The sequence below is a fragment of the Pseudomonas sp. St386 genome (assembly GCF_018325865.1).
Taxonomy (GTDB): domain Bacteria; phylum Pseudomonadota; class Gammaproteobacteria; order Pseudomonadales; family Pseudomonadaceae; genus Aquipseudomonas; species Aquipseudomonas brassicacearum.
Map to the genome: position 1 here is coordinate 6,072,391 of NZ_AP021900.1, position 23,260 is coordinate 6,095,650.

A 23,260-nucleotide genomic window follows, 5' to 3' on the forward strand; every position below is an offset into this window, starting at 1 on the left:
TGACGCCCGGCGGTCCTGATTTGCCCCAATACCCCATGTCTGCTAGTGTCGCGCCGGTTTAACAGTCAACCGGAATAGCCGCCATGGCCCGCAAAAAAGCTGCACTGGATTTCGAACAATCTCTGGCCGACCTGCAAACGCTGGTCGAACGCCTGGAGAACGGCGAATTGTCGCTGGAAGACTCGCTGACCGCCTTCGAGCAAGGTATCGGCTTGACTCGCGACTGCCAGGCGGCGCTGGCCCAGGCCGAGCAGAAGGTGCAATTGCTGCTCGAACGTGACGGTGAGCTGACCGAAGAGCCTTTCGACGCGGAACAGCCTGAATGATCGGCGCCTATCAGGCCAGCAGCCAGGCCCGGGTCAATGCTGCACTGGAGACGTTGTTCAGCGCCCCGAGCCCGGAGCTGGCGCGCCTGTACGAAGCCATGCGCTACAGCGTGATGAACGGCGGCAAGCGTGTGCGGCCGCTGTTGGCCTACGCCGCGTGCGAAGCCTTGGGCGGCCAGGCCGAGCAGGCCAACGGCGCCGCCTGTGCGGTGGAGTTGATCCACGCGTACTCGCTGGTGCACGACGATTTGCCGGCCATGGACGACGATGACCTGCGGCGCGGCCAGCCCACTACTCACAAGCAATTCGACGAAGCCTGCGCGATCCTGGCCGGCGACGGCTTGCAGAGCCTGGCCTTCACCGCCCTGTTGGATCCAGCCCTGAGCGATTGCCCTGCGCAGGTTCGCCTGGACATGGTCAGCGCCCTGGCGCTGGCGGCAGGCCCTGCCGGAATGGTCGGCGGCCAGGCCATCGATTTGGGCTCAGTGGGCCTGAAGCTGGACCAGAGCGCCCTGGAATACATGCACCGGCACAAGACCGGCGCCTTGATCGAGGCCAGCGTCCGGCTCGGTGCCCTGGCCAGCGGCCGGGCCACGCCCGCCCAGTTGCAAGCCTTGCAGACCTACGCCCGAGCCATCGGCCTGGCGTTCCAGGTGCAGGACGACATCCTCGACGTCGAAAGCGATACCCAGACCCTGGGCAAACGCCAGGGCGCCGACATCGCCCGCGACAAGCCAACCTATCCGGCCCTGCTCGGCCTCGACGCCGCCAAGGCCTACGCCCTGGAGTTGCGCGACCAGGCGCTGGCCGCGCTGCGACCCTTTGACGCGGCGGCCGAGCCGTTGCGCGACTTGGCGCGCTATATCGTCGAACGACGCAGCTGATACAGGGTCAACCCATTCATAAGTGCGTATCGGCCAAGTTCCGGCCTACGCGTGGGCAGCTTGCGATGCATAAGGTAAACTGCCGCCTCTTTCTATACCTATAACGATTCGCCTGATGCCCACGACGTTTCAAGAGATTCCCCGCAAGCGCCCGACCACGCCCCTGCTGGACCGCGCCAACACGCCGGACGGCCTGCGTCGCCTGGGTGAAGCCGAGCTGGAAACCCTGGCCGATGAGTTGCGCCTGGAGCTGCTCTACACGGTCGGCCAGACCGGTGGGCACTTCGGCGCGGGCCTGGGCGTCATCGAGCTGACGATCGCGTTGCATTACGTGTTCGACACCCCGGACGACCGGCTGGTGTGGGACGTTGGGCACCAGGCCTACCCGCACAAGATCCTTACCGGTCGTCGCGAGCGTATGGGCACGCTGCGCCAGAAGGACGGTATCGCCGCCTTCCCGCGCCGCTCCGAGAGCGAATACGACACCTTTGGCGTCGGCCACTCCAGCACCTCCATCAGCGCCGCCCTGGGCATGGCGATTGCCGCACGCCTGCAAAACAGCGAGCGCAAGGCCATTGCCGTGATCGGCGACGGCGCACTGACCGCGGGCATGGCCTTCGAGGCGCTGAACCACGCGCCGGAAGTCGACGCCAACATGCTGGTGATCCTCAACGACAACGACATGTCGATCTCGCGCAACGTGGGCGGGTTGTCCAACTACCTGGCGAAGATCCTCTCCAGCCGCACCTACGCCAGCATGCGCGAAGGCAGCAAGAAAGTGCTGTCCCGCCTGCCCGGCGCCTGGGAAATCGCCCGCCGCACCGAAGAATATGCCAAGGGCATGCTGGTCCCCGGCACGCTGTTCGAAGAACTGGGCTGGAACTACATCGGCCCCATCGACGGCCATGACCTGCCTACGCTGATCGCCACCCTGCGCAACATGCGCGACCTCAAGGGGCCGCAGTTCCTGCACGTGGTCACCAAGAAAGGCAAAGGCTTCGCCCCGGCGGAAGTCGACCCGATCGGCTACCACGCCATCACCAAGCTCGAACCCCTGGACGCTCCGGCGGCCGCGCCGAAAAAGGCCGGCGGACCGAAATACTCCGGCGTCTTCGGCCAATGGCTGTGCGACATGGCCGCCGCCGACCCGCGCCTGGTGGGCATTACCCCGGCGATGAAGGAAGGCTCGGACCTGGTGGCCTTCAGCGAACGCTACCCGCAACGCTATTTCGACGTGGCAATTGCCGAGCAGCACGCCGTGACCCTCGCCGCCGGCATGGCCTGTGAAGGTGCCAAGCCGGTGGTGGCGATCTATTCGACGTTCCTGCAACGGGCCTACGACCAACTGATTCATGACGTCGCGGTACAGAACCTCGACGTGCTGTTCGCCATCGACCGCGCCGGCCTGGTGGGCGAAGACGGCCCGACCCACGCCGGCAGCTTCGACCTGTCGTTCCTGCGCTGCATCCCCGGCATGCTGGTGATGACCCCGAGCGACGAAAACGAGCTGCGCAAGATGCTCACCACCGGCCACCTGTTCAATGGCCCGGCGGCAGTACGCTACCCGCGCGGCACCGGCCCGAACGCGCCGATCTCGACCGACCTCGAGCCAATCGAGATCGGCAAGGGCGTGATTCGCCGCCAGGGCAAGCAAACCGCCCTGCTGGTGTTCGGCGTGCAACTGGCCGAAGCCCTGAAAGTCGCCGAGACCCTGGACGCCACCGTGGTGGACATGCGCTTCGTCAAACCCCTCGACGAAGCCCTGGTGCGCGAGATGGCCGGCAGCCACGACCTGCTGGTAACGGTCGAGGAAAACGCCATCATGGGCGGCGCCGGTGCGGCGGTCAGCGAGTTCCTGGCCCGGGAAAACATCCTCAAGTCGGTGCTGCACCTGGGCTTGCCGGACAGCTATGTCGAACACGCCAAGCCGGCGCAGATGCTCGCCGAATGTGGGTTGGACGAGGTGGGAATCGAAGCGGCGGTGCGCCAGCGGTTGCTGTTGCTGGGCCTGTAAGTTCAGCCCACACAAGCCCCTGTGGGAGCGAGCTTGCTCGCGATAGCGGAAGATCAGTCAATAAACCCATTGGCTGACACACCGCTATCGCGAGCAAGCTCGCTCCCACATTGGTTTTGTGTGAATCAAGCATGATTGGAACCCCATGAAACTCCGCCTCGCCCTCACCCTCTCCCTGCTACCCACCCCCGACCTGCTGGCCGACACCTTCGAGCGCGACCAGGCCCTGAAGCTGCCCGACATCGTGATCAGCGCCAACCGCCAGGTCGAGGCCCGCAACGACAGCAGCGCCGCCAACACGGTGTTCACCCGCGAGGACATCGAGCGCTTGCAACCGGCCAGTGTCACTGACTTGCTCAGCCGTGTGCCAGGCGTGCAGGTGGCACCACTGGGTGGGCGCGGCAGCCTTCCGGGGATTTACATTCGCGGCACCAAATCGGCCCAGAGCCTGGTGCTGGTGGACGGTCAGCGCATCGGCAATGCCACCTCCGGCGACAGCAACCTGCAACGCCTGAACATCAACCAGATCGAGCGCGTGGAAGTGCTGCGCGGTTCGCGTTCGGTGATCTACGGTGCCGATGCGGTGGGTGGGGTGATTCAGATTTTCACCCGTCGCGGCAACGAGCAAGGTCTGCAACCGCGCCTGCATGTGGGCGTTGGCAGCCACCAGACCTGGGAACGCAGCCTGGGCCTGTCCGGCGGCGACGACCAGACCCGCTTCAACCTCGGCGCCAGCCTCGACGAGAGCGCTGGAAGCAATCGGACCCGCGAGTCCTATGCCAGCGACCGCGACGACGATGCCAACCGCAACCAGTCTTTCAGCCTGAGCCTGAGCCATGCCGCCAGCGATGACCTGGAAGTCGGCCTGAACGTGCTGGATAACCGCGGCAAAAGCGAATACGACAACCCGTTCGGCCGCTTCGACCCAGCCACCTTCGAATCCCTGCCCCAGCAACCCTACAGCGAGTTTGCGGTGAGCAGCTTCAGCACCTATGTGGACGGGCGAATCAACGAGGCCTGGAAGTCACGCCTGGAACTGGGCCACAGCGAGAACCGTGAAAAGACCTTCGACAAGCTCAGCGACGTCCGCGAAGTCTTTAACACCTACCGCGATTCAGTGACGTGGCAGAACGACGTGACGCTGGACGAGCGCAACAGCCTGATCGTCGGCGGTGACTGGTATCAGGACCGGGTCAACAGCAGCACGCCGTTCGACGAAGACAGCCGCTGGAACCGTGCCGCGTTCATCCAGCACCGCTTCCAGGCCGAAACGTTTTCCACCGAACTGGGCCTGCGTCGCGACCAGAATCAGCAATTCGGCGGCCAGAACAGTTGGAGCGGCACGCTCACTCTACCAATCAATCCGGACAACGACGTATTGCTGACCTACAGCGAAAGCTTCCGCGCCCCGACCTTCAACGATCTGTACTACCCGGACTTCAGCAACCCTGACCTGAAACCCGAAACGGCAAAAAGCTACGAACTGCAATGGCGCAGCCAGCTGAGCGAGAGCGCCCGCCTGGAGACCTCGCTGTACCGCACAGACCTGGAAGACGCGATCATCTTTGGCAGCAACTCACGCCCACAGAACGTTGCCTCGGCGCGGATCAACGGTTTTGAGATGGCCTACCTGCAGGATGTGTTCGGCTGGCAGGGCAACCTGGGCCTGGCCATCATCGACCCACGTGACCGCGACAGCGGCCACACCCTGGCCCGCCGTGCCCGGCGGACCTTGAGCCTGGACCTGGACCGGCAATTCGACCGCCTGGGCCTGGGCGCCACCTGGCAAGCGGTGAGTGGCAGCTATGACGATGAAAACAACCGCCATGCCCTGGGCGGCTATGCCCTGTTCGGGCTGCGCGGCAACTGGGCGCTGACTCGGGAAGTGAAGCTGGAGATGAAGGTGGATAACCTGCTGGACAAGGGTTACAGCCGGGCGCTGTATAGCCATGATGGGGGCCAGTATGGGTATCGGGAGGAGGGTCGGACCTGGTTGTTTGGGGTTACTTGGACCCCCTCTCTCTGATCCAAAACCTGTGGTGCCTGGACTGACCTCATCGCGAGCAAGCTCGCTCCCACAGTTGATCTTCAGTGGCCACAGGTTTTGTGTTCACAACAAAATCCCATGTGGGAGCGAGCTTGCTCGCGATTGCAGGCGCCACGGTCTAACGATCTGGCGCAATCAACTCGCACAACCGCGCCGTCGCCTCGATCATCTGTCCACTGGGCCGTTCCAGCCCCTTGTCATTGACCAGCAACAACCGCCCCTGCGCCACCGGCCAGGTTTTCCAGGCGTCGAGCTGCGCCTGTTCCGTGGCGAGGATGACCTGCGGATTGCGTTGCAGCACCGCTTCCACACTCACCTGCGGGGCCGGCACGCTCAGGTCGGCAAAGACGTTGCGGGCCCCGCACACCGCCAGCGCATCACTGATGATCTGGCCGCCCCCGATGGTGTACAGCGGCCGGTCCCAGACCTGGTAGAACACCGGCAACGGCGGGTCCCGTCGATAGCGCTGGCGTAACGCCGCAAGACGCACACGCAACCGCGCCGCCCGTTGCACGCCCCGCTCCGGGCGGCCGAGCTGCGTGGCAATGTCTTCAATTTGCACGATGAGTTGGTCGAGGCTGCGGGGCTCGGCGACATAGACAGAAATGCCCAAGCCCTTGAGCTGCTCGCGCTGGGCCGGGCCGACACTGCCGGGCCAGAGCAGGAGCAGGTCGGGCTGGAGGCTGAGCAAGCGCTCCATGTCCAGCTGGCCGTAACGGCCTACGGAAGGCAGGTCTTTAAGGATTGGCGGACGATCACCGCCATCCAGCACGCCCACCAAGAGGTCGGCGGAGCCCAGCTCAACGACGATTTCCGACAGCGACGGCGCGAGGCTGACAACCCGCGAAGCCGCCATCGTCGAGGCGCTGACGGCCAGCAGCAAGACCGCCAGCCAGCGGTTCATCAGCCGAGTTGGCGCGGGATGCGGTACAGGTAGAACAACACGGCGGTCGACAAGGCCAGCAGCATCAACGGCACCGCCTCCAGGCCAACGAACACCGCAAGGGCACCGACCCAGGCCGGTAGCCCGGCCACCAGGAAGGCGGCGCGACGACGGGCCGCCAGGTCAATCCAGGCCTGGGGTTCTTCGGGCGTGTCGAGGGCTTTCTGGGTGGCGATCAGGGCTTGCTTGTACGGCCCGAAGAATCGCAGGCTGACAAACATCGACGCCATGCCGGCAATGAACAACGGCATCGCCAGCACCGGCAGAATCGCTTCGCCCTGGCCGAACACCGCGTTGATCACAAACAGTGGCAGCAAGGCCAGGGCCAGGTATTTCCACCAACTGACGGACAGCCGCCGCCGGACCTGACCGCGCGTCACGCCCGGTCAACCTCGCCTTGGTGCTCGTTACCCATCATGTGGTCGAGCTTGCTGGCCTTGGTCGCCAGGTAGAGTTTGTTGTGGGGGTTGTGACCGGTGTGCAGCGGCACACGCTCGGCCACCACGATGCCCATGTCGGTCAAGGCCTTGACCTTGCGTGGGTTGTTGGTCATCAACCGCAGGGACTTGATACCCAGGTGTTCGAGCATCGGCAGGCAAATGCTGTAGTCCCGCAGGTCGGCCGCAAAGCCCAGCCGTTCGTTGGCCTCCACGGTATCGGCGCCGCCATCTTGCAGTTCATAGGCGCGGATCTTGTTCAACAGGCCAATGCCACGACCTTCCTGGCGCAGGTACAGCAACACGCCACGGCCTTCACGGGCGATGGCCTGCAGCGCGGCCTCGAGTTGCGAACCGCAATCGCAGCGCTGGCTGAACAGGGCGTCGCCGGTCAGGCATTCGGAATGCAGGCGGCCCAACACCGGAGAACCGTCGGTAAAATCACCCAGGCTGAGCACGACGTGCTCGCGGCCGGTGGCCTCATCGAGAAAACCATGCATGGTGAATTGCGCAAACGGCGTTGGCAGCTTGGAAGCGGCAACAAAAACGACAGGCACCGGTGTGCTCCTGATCTAGTACTGGAGTTTCGCAGAGGCGGGCATTGTAACAGCACGCTCCTGTAGACGCTTAGGCTGAATTGTCGGCCATAACCATCGAAAAGTTTGATTACGGCTTCGGTGGATTGCCATTCTCGTCGAAAGGATAGGGTTGCTTCCAGCGTTCGAAAATCGGTTTCAACTCGCCGCTCTTCACCAGCACTTCCATGCGTCGGTCGAACAGCGCACGCAACGTACGGCCGTTTTCGTTGTTGGCGAAGCCCAGGTACAGCGGCAAATTGATCAGCGGCGAAAGTTTGAATTGCTTGGGATCGTCGGCCTTGGCGAGCACTTCTTCGATTTCCATCGATGCATCGATGTAAAAGTCCGCTCGCTCATGAATCAGCATCGGCAAGATACCCACCGACCGGTGGATCTCATTGAAACGCCGGATGTTGGGCAGGTAGTTGTTGTATTCGTAGCCGCGCATCCATACCAGCCGATAGCTGCCAATCGTCGCCAGCGTCGGTGACGGCTTGGACGCCAGCCCCAGGGCATAGATGTGATCGACGTCATAGTGCCACTTCGGGTAAAGCACGCCTTCGGACTCATCCCGATAGGCACCGACCTGCACATCGACCTCGCCGCGCTGCACCAACCCGATTGAGCGGGTGTAGGGCACACTGCGGATCTCCAGCTTGACGCCTTCAGGCTCGAACACTGCACGCAAGATGTCCCAGCCCATGCCCTGGCCATCGGCCTGGGTGTAATCGGCCCACTCTTCGCTGGCCGCACGGATCTTGTCAGGCAGCGGAGCCGACTCGGCCACCCTTGCACCCACACAGGCTCCTAAACACAGCAACAGCAGTAGTGCGCGGCTTACGCCCATGCCTGACTCCCTCAGGTGAAACACCACACCAATCCTTGCATTGCCAGCCAGGCGAAAACCCCGGCCAATACATCATCGAGCATGATGCCGACACCTCCGTGTACGTGCCGGTCGATCCAGCGGATCGGCCACGGCTTGAGGATATCGAAGAAACGGAACACCAGGAAACCCGCCAGCAACCAATACCAGCCTTCCGGTACCAGCCACAAGGTGATCCACATGCCGACCATTTCGTCCCAGACGATGCCTTCATGATCGTGCACCCGAAGGTCGTCCGCCACTTTGCCACACAGCCAGAAGCCAAACAGCATGGTGATGCCCAGCATCAACCAGTAGCCCCAGTCCGGCAACATCTGCCACAACGGTATGAAGGGTAGCGCAACCAGCGAGCCCCAGGTGCCCGGGGCTTTAGGCAAAGTACCCGAACCGAAGCCAAATGCCAGGAAGTGCCAGGGATTACGCCAGACCGAAGGCGGAACGAATTCTGCCGGGACCTGGTTGGGATGATCTGTCACGGTGTCTCCCGAAAATGTTGATAGCCCCGCACTGGCGGAGTGATGTCGTGCCCGACGCTGTCGACCAGCGTGACGCCTTGCCCGGCCAGTACGCTGCCGATCACGTGGATCGGCCAGCCGGCGGCCTGCAACGTCGACAACCGGTTCGGTGGCACGGCGAATAACAGCACGTAATCGTCACCGCCGCTCAGGGCCACCTGCTCGGCATCCGCCCGGCCAAGAAACGCTACCAGAGCGTTGGACAACGGCAGTCGGTCCCGTTCAACCTGCAAGGCCACCCCGGACGCCAGGGCGATATGCCCGCAATCGGCCAGCAGGCCATCGGAAATATCCATCGCCGCACTGGCCTTGCCACGCAATGCCAGGCCCAGGTCGATCTGCGGACGTGGCGACCAGTAATGGGCCAGCAACGGCTCGACAATCGCAGGTTCGGCGCCGCGCTGGCCGAGCACCAGCGGCAGTGCGCCAGCGGCATTGCCCAGCTCGCCGCCCACACACAGCAGGTCGCCGGGCCGTGCGCCGCTACGGGTCAGGGCCTGGCCGGACGGCACGTGGCCGAACACGGTCATGGTCAGGCTCAGGGGCCCACGTGTGGTGTCCCCACCCACCAGCGCCACGCCACAGGCCTGGGCCATCTGGTTCAAACCGCGGGCATAGGCTTGCAGCCAATCGGTGGTCACCGTCGGCAAGGTCAGGGCAAGGGTAAAGGCGTAAGGGTTGGCGCCCATGGCAGCCAGGTCGCTGACCGCCACGGCCAGCGAGCGCTGGCCGAGCAGGAACGGGTCGCACGGGTCTGGAAAATGCACACCGGCCACGAGCGTGTCGGTGGACACCGCCAGCTGTTCCCCGGGAGGAACGGCCAGCAAGGCGCAGTCGTCGCCAATCCCCAGCGCAACGCCCTCGCCGCCCTGCGCACAAGGCGCGGCAGCGAAGTAATTACGGATCAGCTCGAACTCACCCATGCGGATATCAAGCGCTGACTAGCGCTTGAACGCCTTCACTTCAGCTTCACGCAGACGTGGGGCGAGCTTGTCGAGCACACCGTTGACGAATTTGTGGCCATCGGTGGAACCGAAGACTTTCGCCAGCTCGATCCCTTCGTTGATCACCACGCGGTACGGTACGTCGACGCGCTTGAGCAGTTCCCAGGTGGACAGGCGCAGCACTGCCAGTTCAACCGGATCCAGCTCTTCGATGGTCAGGTCCAGGCAAGGCGTGAGCGCGGTGTCGATTTCAGTCTTGAACTGCGGGACCCCGTGCAGGATCTCGCGGAAGTAAGCGCCATCAACATCACTGAAGTCGTTGTCGACCCGAAACTGCGCTTCGATCTCGTTCAGCGATTGCTTGGCCATGTGCCATTGATACAGCGCCTGGGTCGCGAGCTGACGAGCTTCGCGACGCTTGACGCTTTTCGACGGCTTGCCGGCATCCGCAGGCTTTGGATCGCGCGGGTTGAAACGATCGCTTTCGTCGCTAATCACTTGGCCTCCAACTGCGCCAGCAGGCTGACCATTTCCAGGGCGGACAGGGCAGCTTCGGCACCTTTGTTACCGGCCTTGGTGCCGGAACGTTCGATGGCTTGCTCGATGGAGTCAACGGTCAGTACGCCGAAAGCGACTGGCACGCCGAATTCCATGGACACCTGGGCCAGGCCCTTGGTGCACTCGCCGGCCACGTATTCGAAGTGCGGAGTACCGCCACGAATGACCGCGCCCAGGGCGATGATCGCCGCATATTCGCCCTTTTGAGCGACTTTCTGCGCAACCAGCGGAATTTCGAAGGCGCCAGGGGCACGGATGATGGTGATGTCGCTTTCGCTCACGCCATGGCGAACCAGGGCATCGACCGCACCGCCAACCAGGCTCTCGACCACGAAACTGTTGAAACGGCCCACTACCAGAGCGTAGCGGCCTTTGGGGGCGATGAAGGTACCTTCGATGGTCTTCAGGGTCATTCGTCAGATCTCTTAAAGAGCCGGAGCACGTTCTATAACGCGCTCCTCAGTGATATTAGCCACGAATACAGGGCCGGAAAATCCCGGGCTATTATTCGGAGGGCACGTATTCTACAACTTCCAGATCGAAACCGGATATCGCATTAAATTTCATCGGCGCGCTCATCAGGCGCATTTTACGCACGCCCAGGTCACGAAGGATCTGCGAACCGGCACCGACAATGCTGTAGGTGGTCGGTTTTTTCACCGCCGCCTGGTCACCGGTTTCACGGATGTGCGCCAACAGCACGTCGCCATCGAGCGGGTGACCGAGCAGCAGCACCACGCCGCTGCCGGCCTCGGCCACCGCAGCCATGGCGGCCCGCAGGCTCCAGCGACCGGGTTGCTTGACCATCAGCAGGTCGCGCAGCGGGTCCATGTTGTGCACGCGCACCAGGGTCGGCTCTTCGGCGCACACGGTGCCCAGGGTCAGCGCCATGTGCACGTCGCCTTCCACCGAGTCGCGGTAGGTCACCAGGTTGAACTGGCCCAGTTCGCTGTCCAGCGGCTGCTCGGCAATCCGCTGAACGGTACGTTCGTGGATCATCCGGTAGTGGATCAGGTCGGCGATGGTGCCGATCTTGATGTTGTGTTCGGCGGCGAAGGTTTCCAGCTCCGCACGACGGGACATGGTGCCGTCGTCGTTCATCACTTCGCAGATCACGCCGCTGGGTTCGAAGCCCGCCATGCGCGCCAGGTCGCAGGCCGCTTCGGTGTGGCCGGCGCGAGCCAGGGTGCCGCCAGCCTGGGCCATCAGCGGGAAGATGTGGCCGGGGCTGACGATGTCTTCGGCCTTGGCGTCCCGGGCGGCAGCGGCCTGCACCGTGCGCGCGCGGTCAGCGGCGGAGATACCGGTGGTCACGCCCTCGGCGGCCTCGATGGACACGGTGAACTTGGTGCCGAAGCCCGAGCCGTTGCGCGGCGCCATCAGCGGCAGCTTCAGCAGCTCGCAGCGCTCGCGGGTCATCGGCATGCAGATCAGGCCACGGGCGTGCTTGGCCATGAAGTTGATGTGTTCGGCCTTGCAGCACTCGGCGGCCATGATCAGGTCGCCTTCGTTCTCGCGGTCTTCGTCATCCATGAGGATGACCATCTTGCCTTGGCGGATGTCTTCAACCAGTTCTTCGATGCTATTGAGCGCCACGCGGCACCCCCTTGGGTCAGGATTTGAGGTAGCCGTTGGCGGCCAGAAAACTTTCAGTGATGTTACCCGCCCGCCGTTGTGAAGAGTCAGACTCTGCGGCCTTGTCTCCCATAAGCAGGCGCTCCAGGTAACGGGCCAGCAAGTCGACTTCCAGGTTGACCCGGCGACCTGGCCGGTACGAGGCCATGATGGTTTCGCTCAGGGTGTGGGGAATGATCGTCAGCAGGAATTCGGCGCCATCCACCGCGTTGACCGTCAGGCTGGTGCCGTCGACGGTGATCGAGCCTTTGTGGGCGATGTACTTGGCCAGTTCCTTCGGCGCGCGGATGCGAAACTCCACGGCCCGAGCGTTATCAGTGCGCGACACCACTTCACCGACGCCGTCCACGTGGCCGCTGACCAGGTGCCCGCCCAGGCGAGTGGTGGGGGTCAGGGCTTTTTCCAGGTTGACCGGGCTGCCGCTCTTGAGGTCGTTCATGGCCGTGCAGTCGAGGGTTTCGCGGCTGACGTCCGCCAGGAAACCGTTGCCTGGCAATTCGACGGCCGTCAGGCACACGCCGTTTACCGCGATGCTGTCGCCCAACTTGACGTCGCTCAGGTCGAGCTTGCCGGTTTCGACGTAGACCCGCACATCGCCGCCCTTGGGGGTGAGTGCACGGATGCTGCCGATGGATTCGATGATGCCGGTAAACATGGAGTCCTCCTCGAGAACGGGCCGCCGCTTGCGCGAAAGCCGGGAATTATACGCTCGCCTGCGCAACGGGAACGGCGATGACTCGCCAGTCATCGCCCACGGCGCGGATTTCGGTGATTTTCAACTGCGGGGCGTCTTTCATCTGCGCCAGCGGCCAGTCCAGCAGTGGCCGCGCCGAAGAACCGAGGAACTTGCCGGCGATGAAAATCTGGAACTCGTCGACCAGCCCTTGCCGGGCAAAAGCCCCCGCCAGGCGCGGACCGGCTTCCACCAGCACCTCGTTGACGCCACGGCCCGCCAGTTCCACCAGCAGGCGATACAGATCGACCTGGCCGTCATCGCCCGCCACGATCATGCATTCGGGACCGTTGGCGTACTGTTCTTCCACCGCCATGCAGGTAGCGACCAACGCCGGGCCGGCTTTGAAAAACGCGGCATCCAGCGGCACCCGCAGACGCCCGTCCACCAGCACCCGCAGCGGCGGACGGCTCATGATCAGCGCGGTCTGCTCGGCATCGAGCCCCAGTTCATCGGCGCGCACGGTCAGCCGGGCGTTGTCCGCCAGCACCGTGTCGGCGCCGGTCAATACCACGCTGGCCTGGGCGCGCAGGCGTTGGACCGCCGAGCGTGCGGCCGGGCCGGTGATCCATTGGCTTTCGCCGCTTTCCATGGCGGTGCGGCCATCGAGGCTCATGGCGAGCTTGACCCGCACGAACGGCAGGCCCTGCTCCATGCGCTTGAGGAAACCTTCATTGAGCTTGCGCGCTTCGCCCTCCAGCACGCCGCTTTCGGTGGCGATGCCGGCCTGGGCCAGCCGTTGCAGGCCACGCCCGGCGACTTCCGGGTTGGGGTCCTGCATCGCCGCCACCACCCGCGCCACGCCGGCGTTGACCAACGCATCGGCACACGGCGGCGTACGCCCGTGATGGCTGCACGGCTCAAGGGTCACGTAGGCCGTGGCGCCGCGGGCCTGTTCGCCAGCGGCGCGCAGGGCATGGACTTCGGCATGGGGCTCGCCGGCGCGGATGTGCCAGCCTTCGCCGACAATCTGCCCGTCACGCACGATCACGCAACCGACCCGGGGATTGGGGTGGGTGGTGTAGTGACCGCGCCGCGCCAACTCCAGGGCACGGGCCATGTAGTGGGCGTCGAGGATGGCCTGCTGCGCCGAGGCGGTCATTCTTTCACCGGTTCGCGGGCCAGGCGGTCGATTTCTTCGCGGAACTCGTTCAGGTCCTGGAAGCGCCGGTACACCGAGGCGAAACGGATGTAGGCGACTTCATCGAGCTTCTGCAGCTCGGCCATCACCAACTCACCGACCACCAGGGATTTGACCTCGCGCTCGCCGGTCGCCCGCAGCTTGTGCTTGATGTGCACCAGCGCCGCTTCCAGGCGCTCGACGCTCACCGGGCGCTTTTCCAGGGCGCGCTGCATGCCGGCGCGCAGTTTTTCTTCATCGAACGGCTGGCGGCTGCCGTCGGTTTTGATCAGGCGCGGCAACACCAGTTCAGCGGTCTCGAACGTCGTGAAACGTTCGCCGCAAGCCAGGCATTCGCGGCGGCGGCGGACTTGTTCGCCCTCGGCGACCAGTCGCGAGTCGATGACCTTGGTGTCGTTGGCACCGCAGAAGGGACAGTGCATGGTGGCAGGCAACAAAAAAAGGGAGGGCCATGGTAGCGCATCCCACTGGCAAGACAAGCCATAGGGTTTACGGTATACAGACGGGCCTACCGTCAGATCCATGGAATTCACCTTGCTGGAGCCACACATGCCGCTACGATCGCTCGTTTTGCTCAGTCTTTTCAGCCTGCTGATGGCGTGCAGCAGCGACGCCCCCAAGCCCGCGCCCCCCGCCCCGGCCCCAGCGCCGAAACAGGCCCAGGAAAAAGCCCGCCAGGCGGCCGAACTGGGACCTCTGCCGGCGTATCAGCGCGAATTGAGCGGCACCTTGCAAGGCGTGCCGGCCGGGGCCGAGGTCGAACTGGCGTTGCTGGTGATCGATGACAAGGACCGCCCACAGCAATTGCTCGCCAGCTCCAGCCTGATCGGCACCAACCAGGCCCTGCCCTTCCGCCTGCGTTTCAACCCCGATGCCTTCCCGGTCGGCGCCCGCGTCGAACTGCGCGGCCGCGCCAGCCAGTCAGGCCAGTTGATCCTGCACCTGCCGGAGCAACGCATCGGCCAACCGACCACCCAGGCCCTGGGCACCCTGCAATTCGTCAAAGCGCCATGAGTGCACCGCAAGACCTGCAACGGGCGTTGAGTGAATTACTCGGTGACGCGCGCCTGGTGGCCTGCCCGCTACCCGGCGCTGACTTGAAGTTGTGGCTGATCGACGGCGACAACATGGACCGTGCCTTCAGCCCGGAAGAAACCCGCCGCATTCTCCACGAGCCGCCCTATTGGAGCTTCTGTTGGGCCAGCGGCCTGGCGATGGCCCGCTACCTGGCCGAACAGCCGCAGTGGGTCGAGGGCAAGCGCATATTGGATTTTGGTGCCGGTTCTGGCGTGGCGGGCATCGCGGCGGTCAAGGCCGGGGCGCTGGAAGTGGTGGCCTGCGACCTCGACCCGCTGGCGATTGCCGCGTGCCAGGCCAATGCCGCACTCAATGGCGTGGAGCTGGGTTATTCGACGGACTTCTTCGCCGAGGCTGATCGCTTCGACCTGATCCTGGTCGCCGATGTGCTCTACGACCGGGCCAACCTGCCACTGCTCGATCAATTCCTCAGCCGTGGCCGTGAGGCGTTGGTGGCCGACTCTCGGGTACGGGATTTCCAGCATCCGCTGTACAGACGCATCGACATGCTCCAGGCCATGACCTTGCCGGACCTGGCTGAGCCTGAAGAGTTTCGGCATGTGAGCCTGTACCACGCGCGGCGCTAGCCTTAAAAGCATCGCGAGCAAGCTCGCTCCCACAGGGGTCGCCTGAACACTTGAGATCCCTTGTGGGAGCGAGCTTGCTCGCGAAGGCGTCCTATCGGACACCACAAGACGAAAGACCTCCCCGGCTTTCAGCCACCCCCACCAAGCCGTATAGTTGCCCCATTCAAGCGCTCTACGAGATTGCCCATGACTCAGGAAACGCCCTACATCTTCGACGCCACCACCGCCGATTTCGACCAGTCGGTGATCGCGAACTCTTTCCACAAACCGGTGCTGGTGGACTTCTGGGCCGAATGGTGTGCGCCGTGCAAAGCCCTGATGCCGATGCTGCAAACCATTGCCGAGAGCTATCAGGGCGAACTGCTGCTGGCCAAGGTCAACTGCGACATCGAGCAGGACATTGTCGCCCGCTTCGGCATTCGCAGCCTGCCAACGGTGGTGTTGTTCAAGGACGGCCAACCCGTCGACGGTTTTGCCGGCGCCCAGCCGGAATCGGCGGTGCGGACCATGCTCGAACCCCATGTGCAGATGCCGCCTCCAGCTGCCGCCGACCCATTCGAACAGGCCCAGGCGCTGTTCGACGACGGTCGTTTCGCCGACGCCGAAGCCGTGCTCACGGTATTGCTGGGTGAAGACAACACCAACGCCAAGGCCCTGATCCTGTATGCCCGCTGCCTGACCGAGCGCGGTGAGCTGGACGAAGCGCAGACCGTGCTCGACGCGGTGAAAAGCGACGAGCACAAGGCCGCCCTCGCCGGCGCCAAGGCGCAGATCCAGTTCCTCGGCCTGGCCAAGCACCTGCCGGACGCCGCCGACCTCAAGGCGCGCCTGGCGAAAGACCCGCAGGACGATGAAGCGGTGTACCAACTGGCGATCCAGCAACTGGCACGCCAGCAGTACGAAGCGGCCCTCGATGCACTGCTCAAGCTGTTCATGCGTAACCGCAGCTACAGCGAAGGCTTGCCCCACAAGACCTTGCTGCAAGTGTTCGAACTGCTGGGCAACGATCATCCGCTGGTGACGACTTATCGGCGCAAGCTGTTTGCGGCGTTGTATTAAGCCTCAGCCCCAACCCAGCTATAGAGCGGCGTATCGGCGCCGCTCAGTACCTTGACCTCGGCACAGTGGCGCAAGCGCACCAACAGGCGCTTGCCCGCCGAGGCGCTGCCGCTCAGGCCTTCGAGCTGTTCCAGCAAGTCCGGGCCGCTCAGTTGCCCGGCCTTGCGCAGCAGTTCCTTGGCAATCTGCCACTGGGCATCGTCCTGACTCACTGGATTGGCCACCGGTTTGGTCGCCGGTACCGCCACACCTTCTGACTTGGCCACTTGCAACTGCGCGCCGAGCTGCGCCCAGTCGCCCTCATCCATTTCGATCGACAAGTCCACCGGCCAATCGCCGACGGTTCCGCGTATCCGCAACATCACCGTGCTCCTGAATATTTCATGTTCGCATGCTCCCATGGCCCTTGCGCGACGCCAAGCAGACGGTCAAACTCTCCGCACTTTCGTTATAAGATTACATAACCTTTTCGGAGACTCGTCATGCGTCGTCTGCTTCTCGCTTTGCCGTTCGCCCTGCTGCCATTGGCTGTCGCTCACGCGGCGGTCGAGCATGATCATGACCACGAACACGGCAGCCTCGGCGCCCATGAACACGGTGTGGGCCGGTTGAACGCCGCCCTGGACGGCCAGACCCTGGAGCTGGAACTGGAAAGCCCGGCGATGAACCTGGTGGGCTTCGAACATGCCGCCACCAGCGATGCCGACAAGGCCAAGGTCGCCGCCGTACGGGCGCAGCTGGACAAGCCGCTGGCGCTGTTCAACCTGCCCGCTGCGGCCAAATGCACCGTGGCCCAGCAGGAACTGGAAAGCCCGCTGTTCGGCGATGAACCGGACCACGAAGACCATGACGACGACGGCGATGGCGACGAGCACCACGGTGAGCACAGTGAGATCCATGCCCACTACCAGTTCACCTGCGCCGCCCCGGGTGCACTGAAGAACCTGGACCTGGCGACCCTGTTCAAAACCTTCCCGGCCACCCAGAAAATTCAGGTACAACTGATCAGCCCGAGCGGACAGCAAGGCGTGGAAGTGACGGCCAAGGCGCCAGCCCTGAAATTCTGATCCACCGCAAAACCCAATGTGGGAGCAAGCTTGGTGGGAGCAAAGCTTGCTCGCGATAGCGGTCCGACAGTCAACATCCAAGTTGAACGTGATGGCCTCATCGCGAGCAGCTCAGCTCCCACAGGTGTTCCACAGGTTCCACTATTTGAAGCGGCAAACATGACCCAAGCACTCATCGAACTCTCCGACCTGGGCTTCAGTTGGCCCGGGCATCCGCCGTTGCTGGATATCCCGGCGTTTCGCCTGGAGGCCGGTGAGACGCTGTTTCTCAAGGGCCCGAGCGGCAGTGGCAAGACCACCTTGCTGGGGCTGCTGGGCGGTGTGCAGACGCCGGATCGCGGCAGCATCCGCCTACTCGGCCAGGAACTCACCGAACTGGGCGCCGGCAGTCGCGACCGCTTTCGCGTCGACCACACCGGCTACATCTTCCAGCAATTCAACCTGCTGCCGTTTCTCTCGGTACGCGAGAACGTCGAGCTGCCCTGTCACTTTTCCAAGCTGCGTGCGCAACGGGCGATCCAGCGCCACGGCAGCGTCGATCAAGCCGCCGCCACGCTGCTGGCCCACCTGAGGCTGACCGATCCAAACCTGCTGGAGCGGCGCGCCGACTCGTTGTCCATCGGCCAGCAACAACGGGTCGCCGCCGCCCGGGCGCTGATCGGCCAACCGGAACTGGTAATCGCTGACGAACCGACCTCGGCCCTGGACTACGACGCCCGGGAAAACTTCCTGCGGCTGTTGTTCGCTGAATGCCGCGAGGCCGGGTCGAGCCTGTTGTTCGTCAGCCACGACCAGAGCCTGGCGCCGCTGTTCGACCGCAACCTGTCGCTGGCCGATCTCAATCGCGCCACCACGCCACTCGAGGTTTGAGATGTATTTGTTCCGTCTAGCCATGGCCAGCCTGGCGAACCGCCGTTTCACCGCGATCCTCACCGCGTTCGCCATCGCCCTTTCGGTTTGTTTGTTGCTGGCAGTGGAGCGGGTACGTACCGAGGCGCGGGCCAGTTTCGCCAGCACCATCAGTGGCACCGACCTGATCGTCGGCGCCCGCTCCGGCTCCGTGAACCTGCTGCTGTATTCGGTGTTTCGCATCGGCAACGCCACCAACAACATCCGCTGGGACAGCTTCGAACACTTCGCCAGCAACCCGAAAGTGAAGTGGGCGATCCCCATGTCCCTCGGCGATTCCCACCGTGGTTATCGGGTGATGGGCACCACCGAGGCCTACTTCGAACATTACCAGTACGGCCGCCAGCAGCATCTGGAACTGGCCGACGGCCGGGCTTTCGCAACCGATCCGTTCGAAGTGGTGCTCGGTGCCGAAGTAGCCGAGGCGCTGCACTACAAGCTCGGCGACAAGCTGGTGCTGGCCCACGGCGTGGCGGTGGTCAGCCTGGTCAAGCACGACGACAAGCCCTTCACCGTGGTCGGGATTCTCAAGCCCACCGGCACGCCGGTGGACCGCACGCTGCACATCAGCCTCGGCGGCATGGAGGCGATCCACATCGACTGGAAGAACGGTGTGCCGGCCCAGGGCAATGGCCGCATCAGCGCCGACCAGGCCCGCAACATGGACCTCACGCCCCAGGCGATCACCGCGTTCATGCTCGGCCTCAACAGCAAGATTTCGACCTTTGCCTTGCAACGCGAGATCAATGAGTTTCGTGGCGAACCGCTGCTGGCCATCCTGCCCGGCGTGGCGCTGCAGGAGTTGTGGAGCCTGATGGGCACGGCGGAAAAAGCCTTGTTCGTGATTTCGTTGTTCGTGGTGCTCACCGGGTTGATCGGCATGCTCACGGCGATCCTCACCAGCCTCAACGAGCGTCGTCGGGAAATGGCGATCCTGCGTTCGGTGGGCGCGCGGCCGTGGCACATCGCGACGCTGCTGGTGCTCGAAGCCTTCGCCCTGGCGCTGGCCGGGGTCACCGCCGGGCTGGCCTTGCTGTACATCGGTATCGCCGCCGCCCAGGGTTACGTGCAGTCGGCCTACGGCTTGTACCTGCCGCTGAGCTGGCCGAGCGAATATGAATGGACGCTGCTGGCTGGCATTCTAGTCGCTGCCCTGCTGATGGGCAGCGTGCCGGCCTGGCGCGCTTATCGCCAATCGCTGGCCGACGGCCTGTCGATCCGTTTATGAGGACGTTGAAGATGCCCCGCGCCCTGCTTGCGCTGTTGATGATGGTCGCCCTGCCGCTGTGGGCGGCCGAGCCGAGGGACCTGGCCTGGTCGGAAATGATCCCGCCGGACGCGCCGCCAGAAGTGCCGAACATGACCCCGCTGCACGACTTGTCGAAGATGAGCGACGCCCTGGCCGCCGAGTCCGCGCCAGCCGCCAAGCAGGATTTGCCCAACGCCCCGGTAGTCAAGGCCCTCGATGGCCAGCAGATTCGTTTGCCGGGCTACATCGTGCCGCTGGAAGTCAGCGAGGAAGGTCGCACCACGGACTTCTTGCTGGTGCCCTATTTCGGCGCCTGCATCCACGTACCGCCACCGCCGTCCAACCAGATCGTGCATGTGAAAAGTGAAGTCGGGGTCAAGCTCGACGAGTTGTACCAGCCGTACTGGGTCGAAGGGCCGATGCAGGTCAAGCCGTCCACCAGTGAACTGGCCGATGCCGGGTATCAGATGGAGGCCGAGAAAATTTATGTGTATGAGCTGCCGGAGTGAGTCCGGTAGTGATGTGTTGTTGATGAGATAGCTATCGCGAGCAAGCTCGCTCCCACAGTTGATCGCGTTTCTTCAGAAAGAATACGGTCGAATAATGTGGGAGCGAGCTTGCTCGCGATGGTTCCCTCAAATTTTCCCATCAGCGCTTTTATTGAGCTGAGTCAATTAAACACCCCCTGACTCATTGAGCTGTGTCAAAAGACCGGAGCAGACGGCTTCGTACCATGGGACATCAAATTTCGATGCCCTCTGGAGCCCTCATGAACAAGTCCTTGCTCTGCGCTTCCCTCGCGGCCCTCGCGCTCGCTGCCCCACTCGCCCAGGCCCACACCGCTGGCGATATTATCGTTCGCGCCGGTGCCATCACCGTCAACCCGGAAGCCGACAGCTCCAGCGTCAAGGTCGACCGTGGCCCGCTGGCCGGCGCCGACCTGGGTGGCAAGGCGACCATGAGCAGCGACACGCAGTTGGGCTTGAACTTCGCCTACATGATCACCAACAACCTGGGCATCGAACTGCTGGCGGCCTCGCCGTTCGAGCACGACGTGAAAATCAAAGGCACCGCCCTGGGCGCGGCCAATGGCAAGCTCGGCACCCTCAAGCACCTGCCGCCGACCTTGAGCCTGGTCTACTACCCGCTCGACGCCAAGTCGGCGTTCCAGCCTTATGTCGGCGCCGGCATCAACTACACCTGGATCTACGACGAACACGTCGGCAGCGAAGCCAGCGCCAACGGCTTCAGCAATTTCCGTGCGAGCAACAGCTGGGGCATGGCGTGGCAAGTGGGCGCGGACTACATGTTGACCGACAACATCATGATCAACGGCCAGATTCGCTACATCGACATCGACACCACCGCGTATGTGGACAACAACGCCGTGGCCGGCGGTACCCGGGCCAAGGTGAATGTCGATGTGGACCCATGGATCTACATGGTGGGGTTGGGCTACAAGTTCTAAGCCGAACCTGAAGGTACGAAAATCCCTGTGGGAGCGAGCTTGCTCGCGATGACGGTGGATCAGCCAGCAATCACGTTGACTGACCCGCCGCTATCGCGAGCAAGCTCGCTCCCACAGTTTTTGGGCGGTGAGAATCTCAGCGTCCCAGCAACCGCGCCAGCCCCACGCTCATCGGGGTTTGCGGGGGAAAGCTGAAGCGCTGCAACAGCCGATGATTGTCGGCCCGCGAATGGCGGATGTCGCCGGAGCGTGCCGGGCCGTAGCTGATCGGCGGCAGATCGCCCACCACGGCGGCCAGGGCCTGGAGCATCTGCTTGAGGGTCGTGGCCTGGTTCCAGCCGACGTTCACCGCGCCCACTTCCACCTCGGGCTTTTCGATGGCCTGCACCAACAAATCCACCAAATCTTCGACGTAGACAAAATCCCGAGTCTGCTCGCCATCACCGAACACCGTGATCGGCAGGCCTTTCTGCGCCCGTTCGCTGAAGATGCTGATGACCCCGGAATACGGCGAGGACGGATCCTGGCGCGGACCGTAGATGTTGAAGAAGCGGAACACCACCGGCTCCAGGTTGTGCTGGCGGCGATAGAAGTCGAAGTAGAACTCGCTGGCCAGTTTGTCCGAGGCATACGGCGTGAGCGGGGCCTTGGGGGTTTCTTCGTCGATGGACTCGCCTTCGCCATTGTTGCCGTAGACCGCTGCGCTGGAGGCGAACAGCACCCGTTTCACACCGCTCTGGCGCATGGCTTCGCAGACATTCAGGGTGCCGATGAAATTGCTCTGGTGGGTGCGCACGGGGTCGTCCACCGAGGCTTGTACCGAGGCCACCGCCGCCAGGTGCGCCACGGCGCTGCAACCGGCCATGACCCGCGCCACCAGCGCGGCATCGGCGACGTCACCTTCGATCAGTTCGAGCGCCGGGTTGTCCAGCGGCAGGTTGCTGCGCTTGCCGGTGGACAGATCATCGAGGATGCGCACCGAATGTCCCTTGGCGAGCAAGGCGTCGGTCAGGTGCGAACCAATGAAACCCGCGCCGCCGGTGATTAAAACAGGGCCTTCAGCCATGGCGATAAAACCTATCCAGTAAGCTTGGGAGTGCCGCGCGCCAGGCGCGGGGCTTGATCCCGAAAGTGTGCAGAATTTTCTTGCAGGCCAGCACCGCGTGCTGCGGTTCTTCCGCGGCGTCCGGCCGTGCGGCGTGGGCCTGGGGGGTGGGCGACTCGATGGCCAGCGGATGCAGGGCGCGGGCTTCGGTGAGGATCGCCTGGCCCAGCGCCAGCGGCGTAGTCGCCTCGTGGCCGGCGTAATGGTAGGTGCCCCACAGCGGCGCCGCGCAATCGAGTTGCTTGAGCACCGAGATGATCACGCGCGCGGCATCGTCCACTGGCGTCGGGTTACCGCGGCGGTCGTCGGCCAGCAACAGCTCTTCGGGCTGTTCGGCCCGGGCCAGGAAACGCCCGAGGATGCCATCGGCGCTGTCGTCCAGCAGCCAGCCGAACCGCAGCAGCACGTGTTGCGGGCAAGTGGCGCGCACGCTTTGCTCGATCCGCCACAGCGCCTGGCCGCGCACGCCCAGGGGCACGGGCTCGTCTTTCTCACTATAGGCCGTGGCGCGGGAGCCATCGAACACGCGATAGCTCGACGGTTGCAGCAAGACGATGTTGTGATGCTGGCACAGCTCGGCCAGGCGCTCGACAGCGCGCTCCTGGCTGGCCAGGCGCTGCTCGCTGACGGCCTCGGCCTGGAACCAGTCGAAGTAGTACGCCAGGTTGATCAAGGCGTCCGGGCGAGTGTCGTCGAGCAGTTGCGTCAGGCTCGCGGCATCCCAACCGTCTTCGGGCGGGCGGGGGGCAAGAAAACCGATGTCTTCTTCTGCACCGAGGCGAATCAGCGCCTGCCCAAGGGCATTTCCGCCGCCCAGTAACATAAGGCGCATTCGCATAAAGTCAGCAGGCCCAGTCTATTGGCACAAGAATTTGGTCGACAACGCCCGCAGGCGTTGTCGGAATCGTTGCATTTTGCGGGTTTAGTGCGCAACCGTCATCCGTAAAGTGCAGATCGCCGGGTTTGGGTGGGACTTGAGGCCGCTATCGCGAGCGAGCTCGCTCCCACAGGGGATCTCAGGTGCCCATGCTATCCCTGTGAGAGCGAGCTTGCTCGCGATGGCATTCTGGCAGGCAATGAAGGTCTCAAGTGGTACTT

At 63.6% G+C, this 23,260-nt stretch carries 27 protein-coding genes; 12 read left to right on the top strand and 15 right to left on the bottom strand.

Translation table 11 applies throughout. The annotated features are described in order from the left end of the window. Positions 1 to 83: 83 nt before the first annotated feature. The 4 genes from KI235_RS26890 (at position 84) to KI235_RS26905 (ending at position 5,250) form a co-directional block, all read left to right on the top strand. Positions 84 to 326 carry an exodeoxyribonuclease VII small subunit gene (locus KI235_RS26890; RefSeq protein ID WP_003185917.1) on the top strand — a complete coding sequence of 81 codons (243 nt, stop codon included), beginning with the start codon at positions 84 to 86 and terminating at the stop codon, positions 324 to 326. Next, the gene (gene ispA / locus KI235_RS26895; protein ID WP_003206005.1) at positions 323 to 1,210 is read left to right on the top strand and encodes a (2E,6E)-farnesyl diphosphate synthase; all 888 of its coding nucleotides are present in this window, start codon (positions 323 to 325) and stop codon (positions 1,208 to 1,210) included. The genes KI235_RS26890 and ispA overlap by 4 nt, the downstream gene beginning before the upstream one ends. Before the next feature lie 115 nt (positions 1,211 to 1,325). After that, the gene (gene dxs / locus KI235_RS26900) at positions 1,326 to 3,224 is read left to right on the top strand and encodes a 1-deoxy-D-xylulose-5-phosphate synthase (protein WP_013694310.1); all 1,899 of its coding nucleotides are present in this window, start codon (positions 1,326 to 1,328) and stop codon (positions 3,222 to 3,224) included. Positions 3,225 to 3,369: 145 nt separating this feature from the next. Next, positions 3,370 to 5,250 carry a TonB-dependent receptor gene (locus KI235_RS26905; RefSeq protein ID WP_212795376.1) on the top strand — a complete coding sequence of 627 codons (1,881 nt, stop codon included), beginning with the start codon at positions 3,370 to 3,372 and terminating at the stop codon, positions 5,248 to 5,250. 139 nt (positions 5,251 to 5,389) lie between these two features. Here KI235_RS26905 and KI235_RS26910 read toward each other — a convergent pair whose 3' ends face one another. From KI235_RS26910 to nrdR, 12 genes are all read right to left on the bottom strand, one after another. Continuing rightward, positions 5,390 to 6,178, bottom strand: a complete 789-nt coding sequence (locus KI235_RS26910) for a cobalamin-binding protein (RefSeq protein WP_200968039.1) — start codon at positions 6,176 to 6,178, stop codon at positions 5,390 to 5,392. After that, entirely contained in the window at positions 6,175 to 6,594 is a 420-nt protein-coding gene (locus KI235_RS26915) for a hypothetical protein (protein WP_003206013.1), read from the bottom strand. The genes KI235_RS26910 and KI235_RS26915 overlap by 4 nt, the downstream gene beginning before the upstream one ends. Continuing rightward, positions 6,591 to 7,208: a GTP cyclohydrolase II gene (gene ribA, locus KI235_RS26920; protein WP_003206015.1), complete on the bottom strand. Its 618-nt coding sequence runs from the start codon at positions 7,206 to 7,208 to the stop codon at positions 6,591 to 6,593. The genes KI235_RS26915 and ribA overlap by 4 nt, the downstream gene beginning before the upstream one ends. A gap of 109 nt (positions 7,209 to 7,317) precedes the next feature. Continuing rightward, positions 7,318 to 8,076, bottom strand: a complete 759-nt coding sequence (locus KI235_RS26925; protein WP_027912096.1) for a transporter substrate-binding domain-containing protein — start codon at positions 8,074 to 8,076, stop codon at positions 7,318 to 7,320. Positions 8,077 to 8,087: 11 nt separating this feature from the next. Continuing rightward, on the bottom strand, positions 8,088 to 8,591 hold the full coding sequence (locus KI235_RS26930) for a phosphatidylglycerophosphatase A (protein WP_003206020.1): 504 nt from the start codon (positions 8,589 to 8,591) through the stop codon (positions 8,088 to 8,090). Next, the gene (gene thiL / locus KI235_RS26935) at positions 8,588 to 9,553 is read right to left on the bottom strand and encodes a thiamine-phosphate kinase (RefSeq protein ID WP_114731477.1); all 966 of its coding nucleotides are present in this window, start codon (positions 9,551 to 9,553) and stop codon (positions 8,588 to 8,590) included. Before thiL ends, KI235_RS26930 begins: the two co-directional genes overlap by 4 nt. Positions 9,554 to 9,571: 18 nt before the next feature. Then, a complete protein-coding gene (nusB, locus tag KI235_RS26940) occupies positions 9,572 to 10,072 on the bottom strand; it encodes a transcription antitermination factor NusB (protein WP_003185935.1) in 501 nt (166 codons plus the stop codon). Then, positions 10,069 to 10,545 carry a 6,7-dimethyl-8-ribityllumazine synthase gene (gene ribE, locus KI235_RS26945; protein ID WP_003206025.1) on the bottom strand — a complete coding sequence of 159 codons (477 nt, stop codon included), beginning with the start codon at positions 10,543 to 10,545 and terminating at the stop codon, positions 10,069 to 10,071. Before ribE ends, nusB begins: the two co-directional genes overlap by 4 nt. A gap of 91 nt (positions 10,546 to 10,636) precedes the next feature. Beyond that, positions 10,637 to 11,728 (bottom strand): bifunctional 3,4-dihydroxy-2-butanone-4-phosphate synthase/GTP cyclohydrolase II, encoded by a 1,092-nt coding sequence (gene ribBA, locus KI235_RS26950; RefSeq protein WP_003206026.1) that lies wholly within the window; start codon positions 11,726 to 11,728, stop codon positions 10,637 to 10,639. Positions 11,729 to 11,744: 16 nt separating this feature from the next. Further along, positions 11,745 to 12,422, bottom strand: a complete 678-nt coding sequence (locus KI235_RS26955) for a riboflavin synthase (RefSeq protein WP_014340443.1) — start codon at positions 12,420 to 12,422, stop codon at positions 11,745 to 11,747. 46 nt (positions 12,423 to 12,468) lie between these two features. Further along, positions 12,469 to 13,602, bottom strand: coding sequence for a bifunctional diaminohydroxyphosphoribosylaminopyrimidine deaminase/5-amino-6-(5-phosphoribosylamino)uracil reductase RibD (gene ribD, locus KI235_RS26960; protein ID WP_003206031.1), 1,134 nt, complete (start codon positions 13,600 to 13,602; stop codon positions 12,469 to 12,471). After that, positions 13,599 to 14,063 (bottom strand): transcriptional regulator NrdR, encoded by a 465-nt coding sequence (gene nrdR, locus KI235_RS26965; RefSeq protein ID WP_013694316.1) that lies wholly within the window; start codon positions 14,061 to 14,063, stop codon positions 13,599 to 13,601. Before nrdR ends, ribD begins: the two co-directional genes overlap by 4 nt. 127 nt (positions 14,064 to 14,190) lie before the next feature. Between nrdR and KI235_RS26970 the strand changes: the two genes are divergently transcribed. The 3 genes from KI235_RS26970 (at position 14,191) to trxA (ending at position 16,364) form a co-directional block, all read left to right on the top strand. Continuing rightward, entirely contained in the window at positions 14,191 to 14,655 is a 465-nt protein-coding gene (locus tag KI235_RS26970) for a YbaY family lipoprotein (protein ID WP_003206033.1), read from the top strand. Further along, complete coding sequence (locus tag KI235_RS26975; protein ID WP_003206035.1) at positions 14,652 to 15,305, top strand: 50S ribosomal protein L11 methyltransferase; 654 nt, start codon at positions 14,652 to 14,654, stop codon at positions 15,303 to 15,305. The genes KI235_RS26970 and KI235_RS26975 overlap by 4 nt, the downstream gene beginning before the upstream one ends. A 186-nt stretch (positions 15,306 to 15,491) precedes the next feature. Then, positions 15,492 to 16,364, top strand: coding sequence for a thioredoxin (gene trxA, locus KI235_RS26980; RefSeq protein ID WP_003206037.1), 873 nt, complete (start codon positions 15,492 to 15,494; stop codon positions 16,362 to 16,364). Here the strand turns inward: trxA and KI235_RS26985 are convergent. Next, entirely contained in the window at positions 16,361 to 16,726 is a 366-nt protein-coding gene (locus KI235_RS26985) for a hypothetical protein (protein WP_003206039.1), read from the bottom strand. The genes trxA and KI235_RS26985 overlap by 4 nt on opposite strands. Positions 16,727 to 16,846: 120 nt before the next feature. On the opposite strand from KI235_RS26985, the gene KI235_RS26990 reads away from it, so the two are divergent. The 5 genes from KI235_RS26990 (at position 16,847) to KI235_RS27010 (ending at position 21,057) form a co-directional block, all read left to right on the top strand. Continuing rightward, positions 16,847 to 17,431 carry a DUF2796 domain-containing protein gene (locus KI235_RS26990; RefSeq protein ID WP_003206041.1) on the top strand — a complete coding sequence of 195 codons (585 nt, stop codon included), beginning with the start codon at positions 16,847 to 16,849 and terminating at the stop codon, positions 17,429 to 17,431. A 159-nt stretch (positions 17,432 to 17,590) separates the two neighbouring features. Further along, positions 17,591 to 18,301 (top strand): ABC transporter ATP-binding protein, encoded by a 711-nt coding sequence (locus KI235_RS26995; RefSeq protein WP_100264316.1) that lies wholly within the window; start codon positions 17,591 to 17,593, stop codon positions 18,299 to 18,301. Position 18,302: 1 nt separating this feature from the next. Then, on the top strand, positions 18,303 to 19,568 hold the full coding sequence (locus KI235_RS27000) for an ABC transporter permease (RefSeq protein ID WP_013694319.1): 1,266 nt from the start codon (positions 18,303 to 18,305) through the stop codon (positions 19,566 to 19,568). 11 nt (positions 19,569 to 19,579) lie between these two features. Next, the gene (locus KI235_RS27005) at positions 19,580 to 20,098 is read left to right on the top strand and encodes a DUF3299 domain-containing protein (RefSeq protein ID WP_013694320.1); all 519 of its coding nucleotides are present in this window, start codon (positions 19,580 to 19,582) and stop codon (positions 20,096 to 20,098) included. Positions 20,099 to 20,358: 260 nt separating this feature from the next. Beyond that, positions 20,359 to 21,057 carry an OmpW family outer membrane protein gene (locus KI235_RS27010; protein ID WP_003206048.1) on the top strand — a complete coding sequence of 233 codons (699 nt, stop codon included), beginning with the start codon at positions 20,359 to 20,361 and terminating at the stop codon, positions 21,055 to 21,057. 136 nt (positions 21,058 to 21,193) lie between these two features. Here the strand turns inward: KI235_RS27010 and KI235_RS27015 are convergent, their stop codons facing one another. After that, positions 21,194 to 22,123 carry an NAD-dependent epimerase/dehydratase family protein gene (locus tag KI235_RS27015; RefSeq protein WP_043042712.1) on the bottom strand — a complete coding sequence of 310 codons (930 nt, stop codon included), beginning with the start codon at positions 22,121 to 22,123 and terminating at the stop codon, positions 21,194 to 21,196. Further along, the gene (locus tag KI235_RS27020) at positions 22,116 to 23,000 is read right to left on the bottom strand and encodes a sugar nucleotide-binding protein (protein WP_003206053.1); all 885 of its coding nucleotides are present in this window, start codon (positions 22,998 to 23,000) and stop codon (positions 22,116 to 22,118) included. Before KI235_RS27020 ends, KI235_RS27015 begins: the two co-directional genes overlap by 8 nt. Between the last annotated feature and the right edge of the window lie 260 nt (positions 23,001 to 23,260).

What these genes read in the sequence shown, in the direction of transcription:
- KI235_RS26890 (WP_003185917.1), top strand. Translation starts at nt 84, where the DNA reads ATGGCCCGCAAAAAAGCTGCACTGGATTTCGAACAATCTCTGGCCGAC.
- ispA (WP_003206005.1), top strand. Translation starts at nt 323, where the DNA reads ATGATCGGCGCCTATCAGGCCAGCAGCCAGGCCCGGGTCAATGCTGCA.
- dxs (WP_013694310.1), top strand. Translation starts at nt 1,326, where the DNA reads ATGCCCACGACGTTTCAAGAGATTCCCCGCAAGCGCCCGACCACGCCC.
- KI235_RS26905 (WP_212795376.1), top strand. Translation starts at nt 3,370, where the DNA reads ATGAAACTCCGCCTCGCCCTCACCCTCTCCCTGCTACCCACCCCCGAC.
- KI235_RS26925 (WP_027912096.1), bottom strand. Translation starts at nt 8,076, where the DNA reads ATGGGCGTAAGCCGCGCACTACTGCTGTTGCTGTGTTTAGGAGCCTGT.
- thiL (WP_114731477.1), bottom strand. Translation starts at nt 9,553, where the DNA reads ATGGGTGAGTTCGAGCTGATCCGTAATTACTTCGCTGCCGCGCCTTGT.
- ribE (WP_003206025.1), bottom strand. Translation starts at nt 10,545, where the DNA reads ATGACCCTGAAGACCATCGAAGGTACCTTCATCGCCCCCAAAGGCCGC.
- KI235_RS26955 (WP_014340443.1), bottom strand. Translation starts at nt 12,422, where the DNA reads ATGTTTACCGGCATCATCGAATCCATCGGCAGCATCCGTGCACTCACC.
- ribD (WP_003206031.1), bottom strand. Translation starts at nt 13,602, where the DNA reads ATGACCGCCTCGGCGCAGCAGGCCATCCTCGACGCCCACTACATGGCC.
- nrdR (WP_013694316.1), bottom strand. Translation starts at nt 14,063, where the DNA reads ATGCACTGTCCCTTCTGCGGTGCCAACGACACCAAGGTCATCGACTCG.
- KI235_RS26970 (WP_003206033.1), top strand. Translation starts at nt 14,191, where the DNA reads ATGCCGCTACGATCGCTCGTTTTGCTCAGTCTTTTCAGCCTGCTGATG.
- KI235_RS26975 (WP_003206035.1), top strand. Translation starts at nt 14,652, where the DNA reads ATGAGTGCACCGCAAGACCTGCAACGGGCGTTGAGTGAATTACTCGGT.
- trxA (WP_003206037.1), top strand. Translation starts at nt 15,492, where the DNA reads ATGACTCAGGAAACGCCCTACATCTTCGACGCCACCACCGCCGATTTC.
- KI235_RS26985 (WP_003206039.1), bottom strand. Translation starts at nt 16,726, where the DNA reads ATGTTGCGGATACGCGGAACCGTCGGCGATTGGCCGGTGGACTTGTCG.
- KI235_RS26990 (WP_003206041.1), top strand. Translation starts at nt 16,847, where the DNA reads ATGCGTCGTCTGCTTCTCGCTTTGCCGTTCGCCCTGCTGCCATTGGCT.
- KI235_RS26995 (WP_100264316.1), top strand. Translation starts at nt 17,591, where the DNA reads ATGACCCAAGCACTCATCGAACTCTCCGACCTGGGCTTCAGTTGGCCC.
- KI235_RS27000 (WP_013694319.1), top strand. Translation starts at nt 18,303, where the DNA reads ATGTATTTGTTCCGTCTAGCCATGGCCAGCCTGGCGAACCGCCGTTTC.
- KI235_RS27005 (WP_013694320.1), top strand. Translation starts at nt 19,580, where the DNA reads ATGCCCCGCGCCCTGCTTGCGCTGTTGATGATGGTCGCCCTGCCGCTG.
- KI235_RS27010 (WP_003206048.1), top strand. Translation starts at nt 20,359, where the DNA reads ATGAACAAGTCCTTGCTCTGCGCTTCCCTCGCGGCCCTCGCGCTCGCT.
- KI235_RS27015 (WP_043042712.1), bottom strand. Translation starts at nt 22,123, where the DNA reads ATGGCTGAAGGCCCTGTTTTAATCACCGGCGGCGCGGGTTTCATTGGT.
- KI235_RS27020 (WP_003206053.1), bottom strand. Translation starts at nt 23,000, where the DNA reads ATGCGAATGCGCCTTATGTTACTGGGCGGCGGAAATGCCCTTGGGCAG.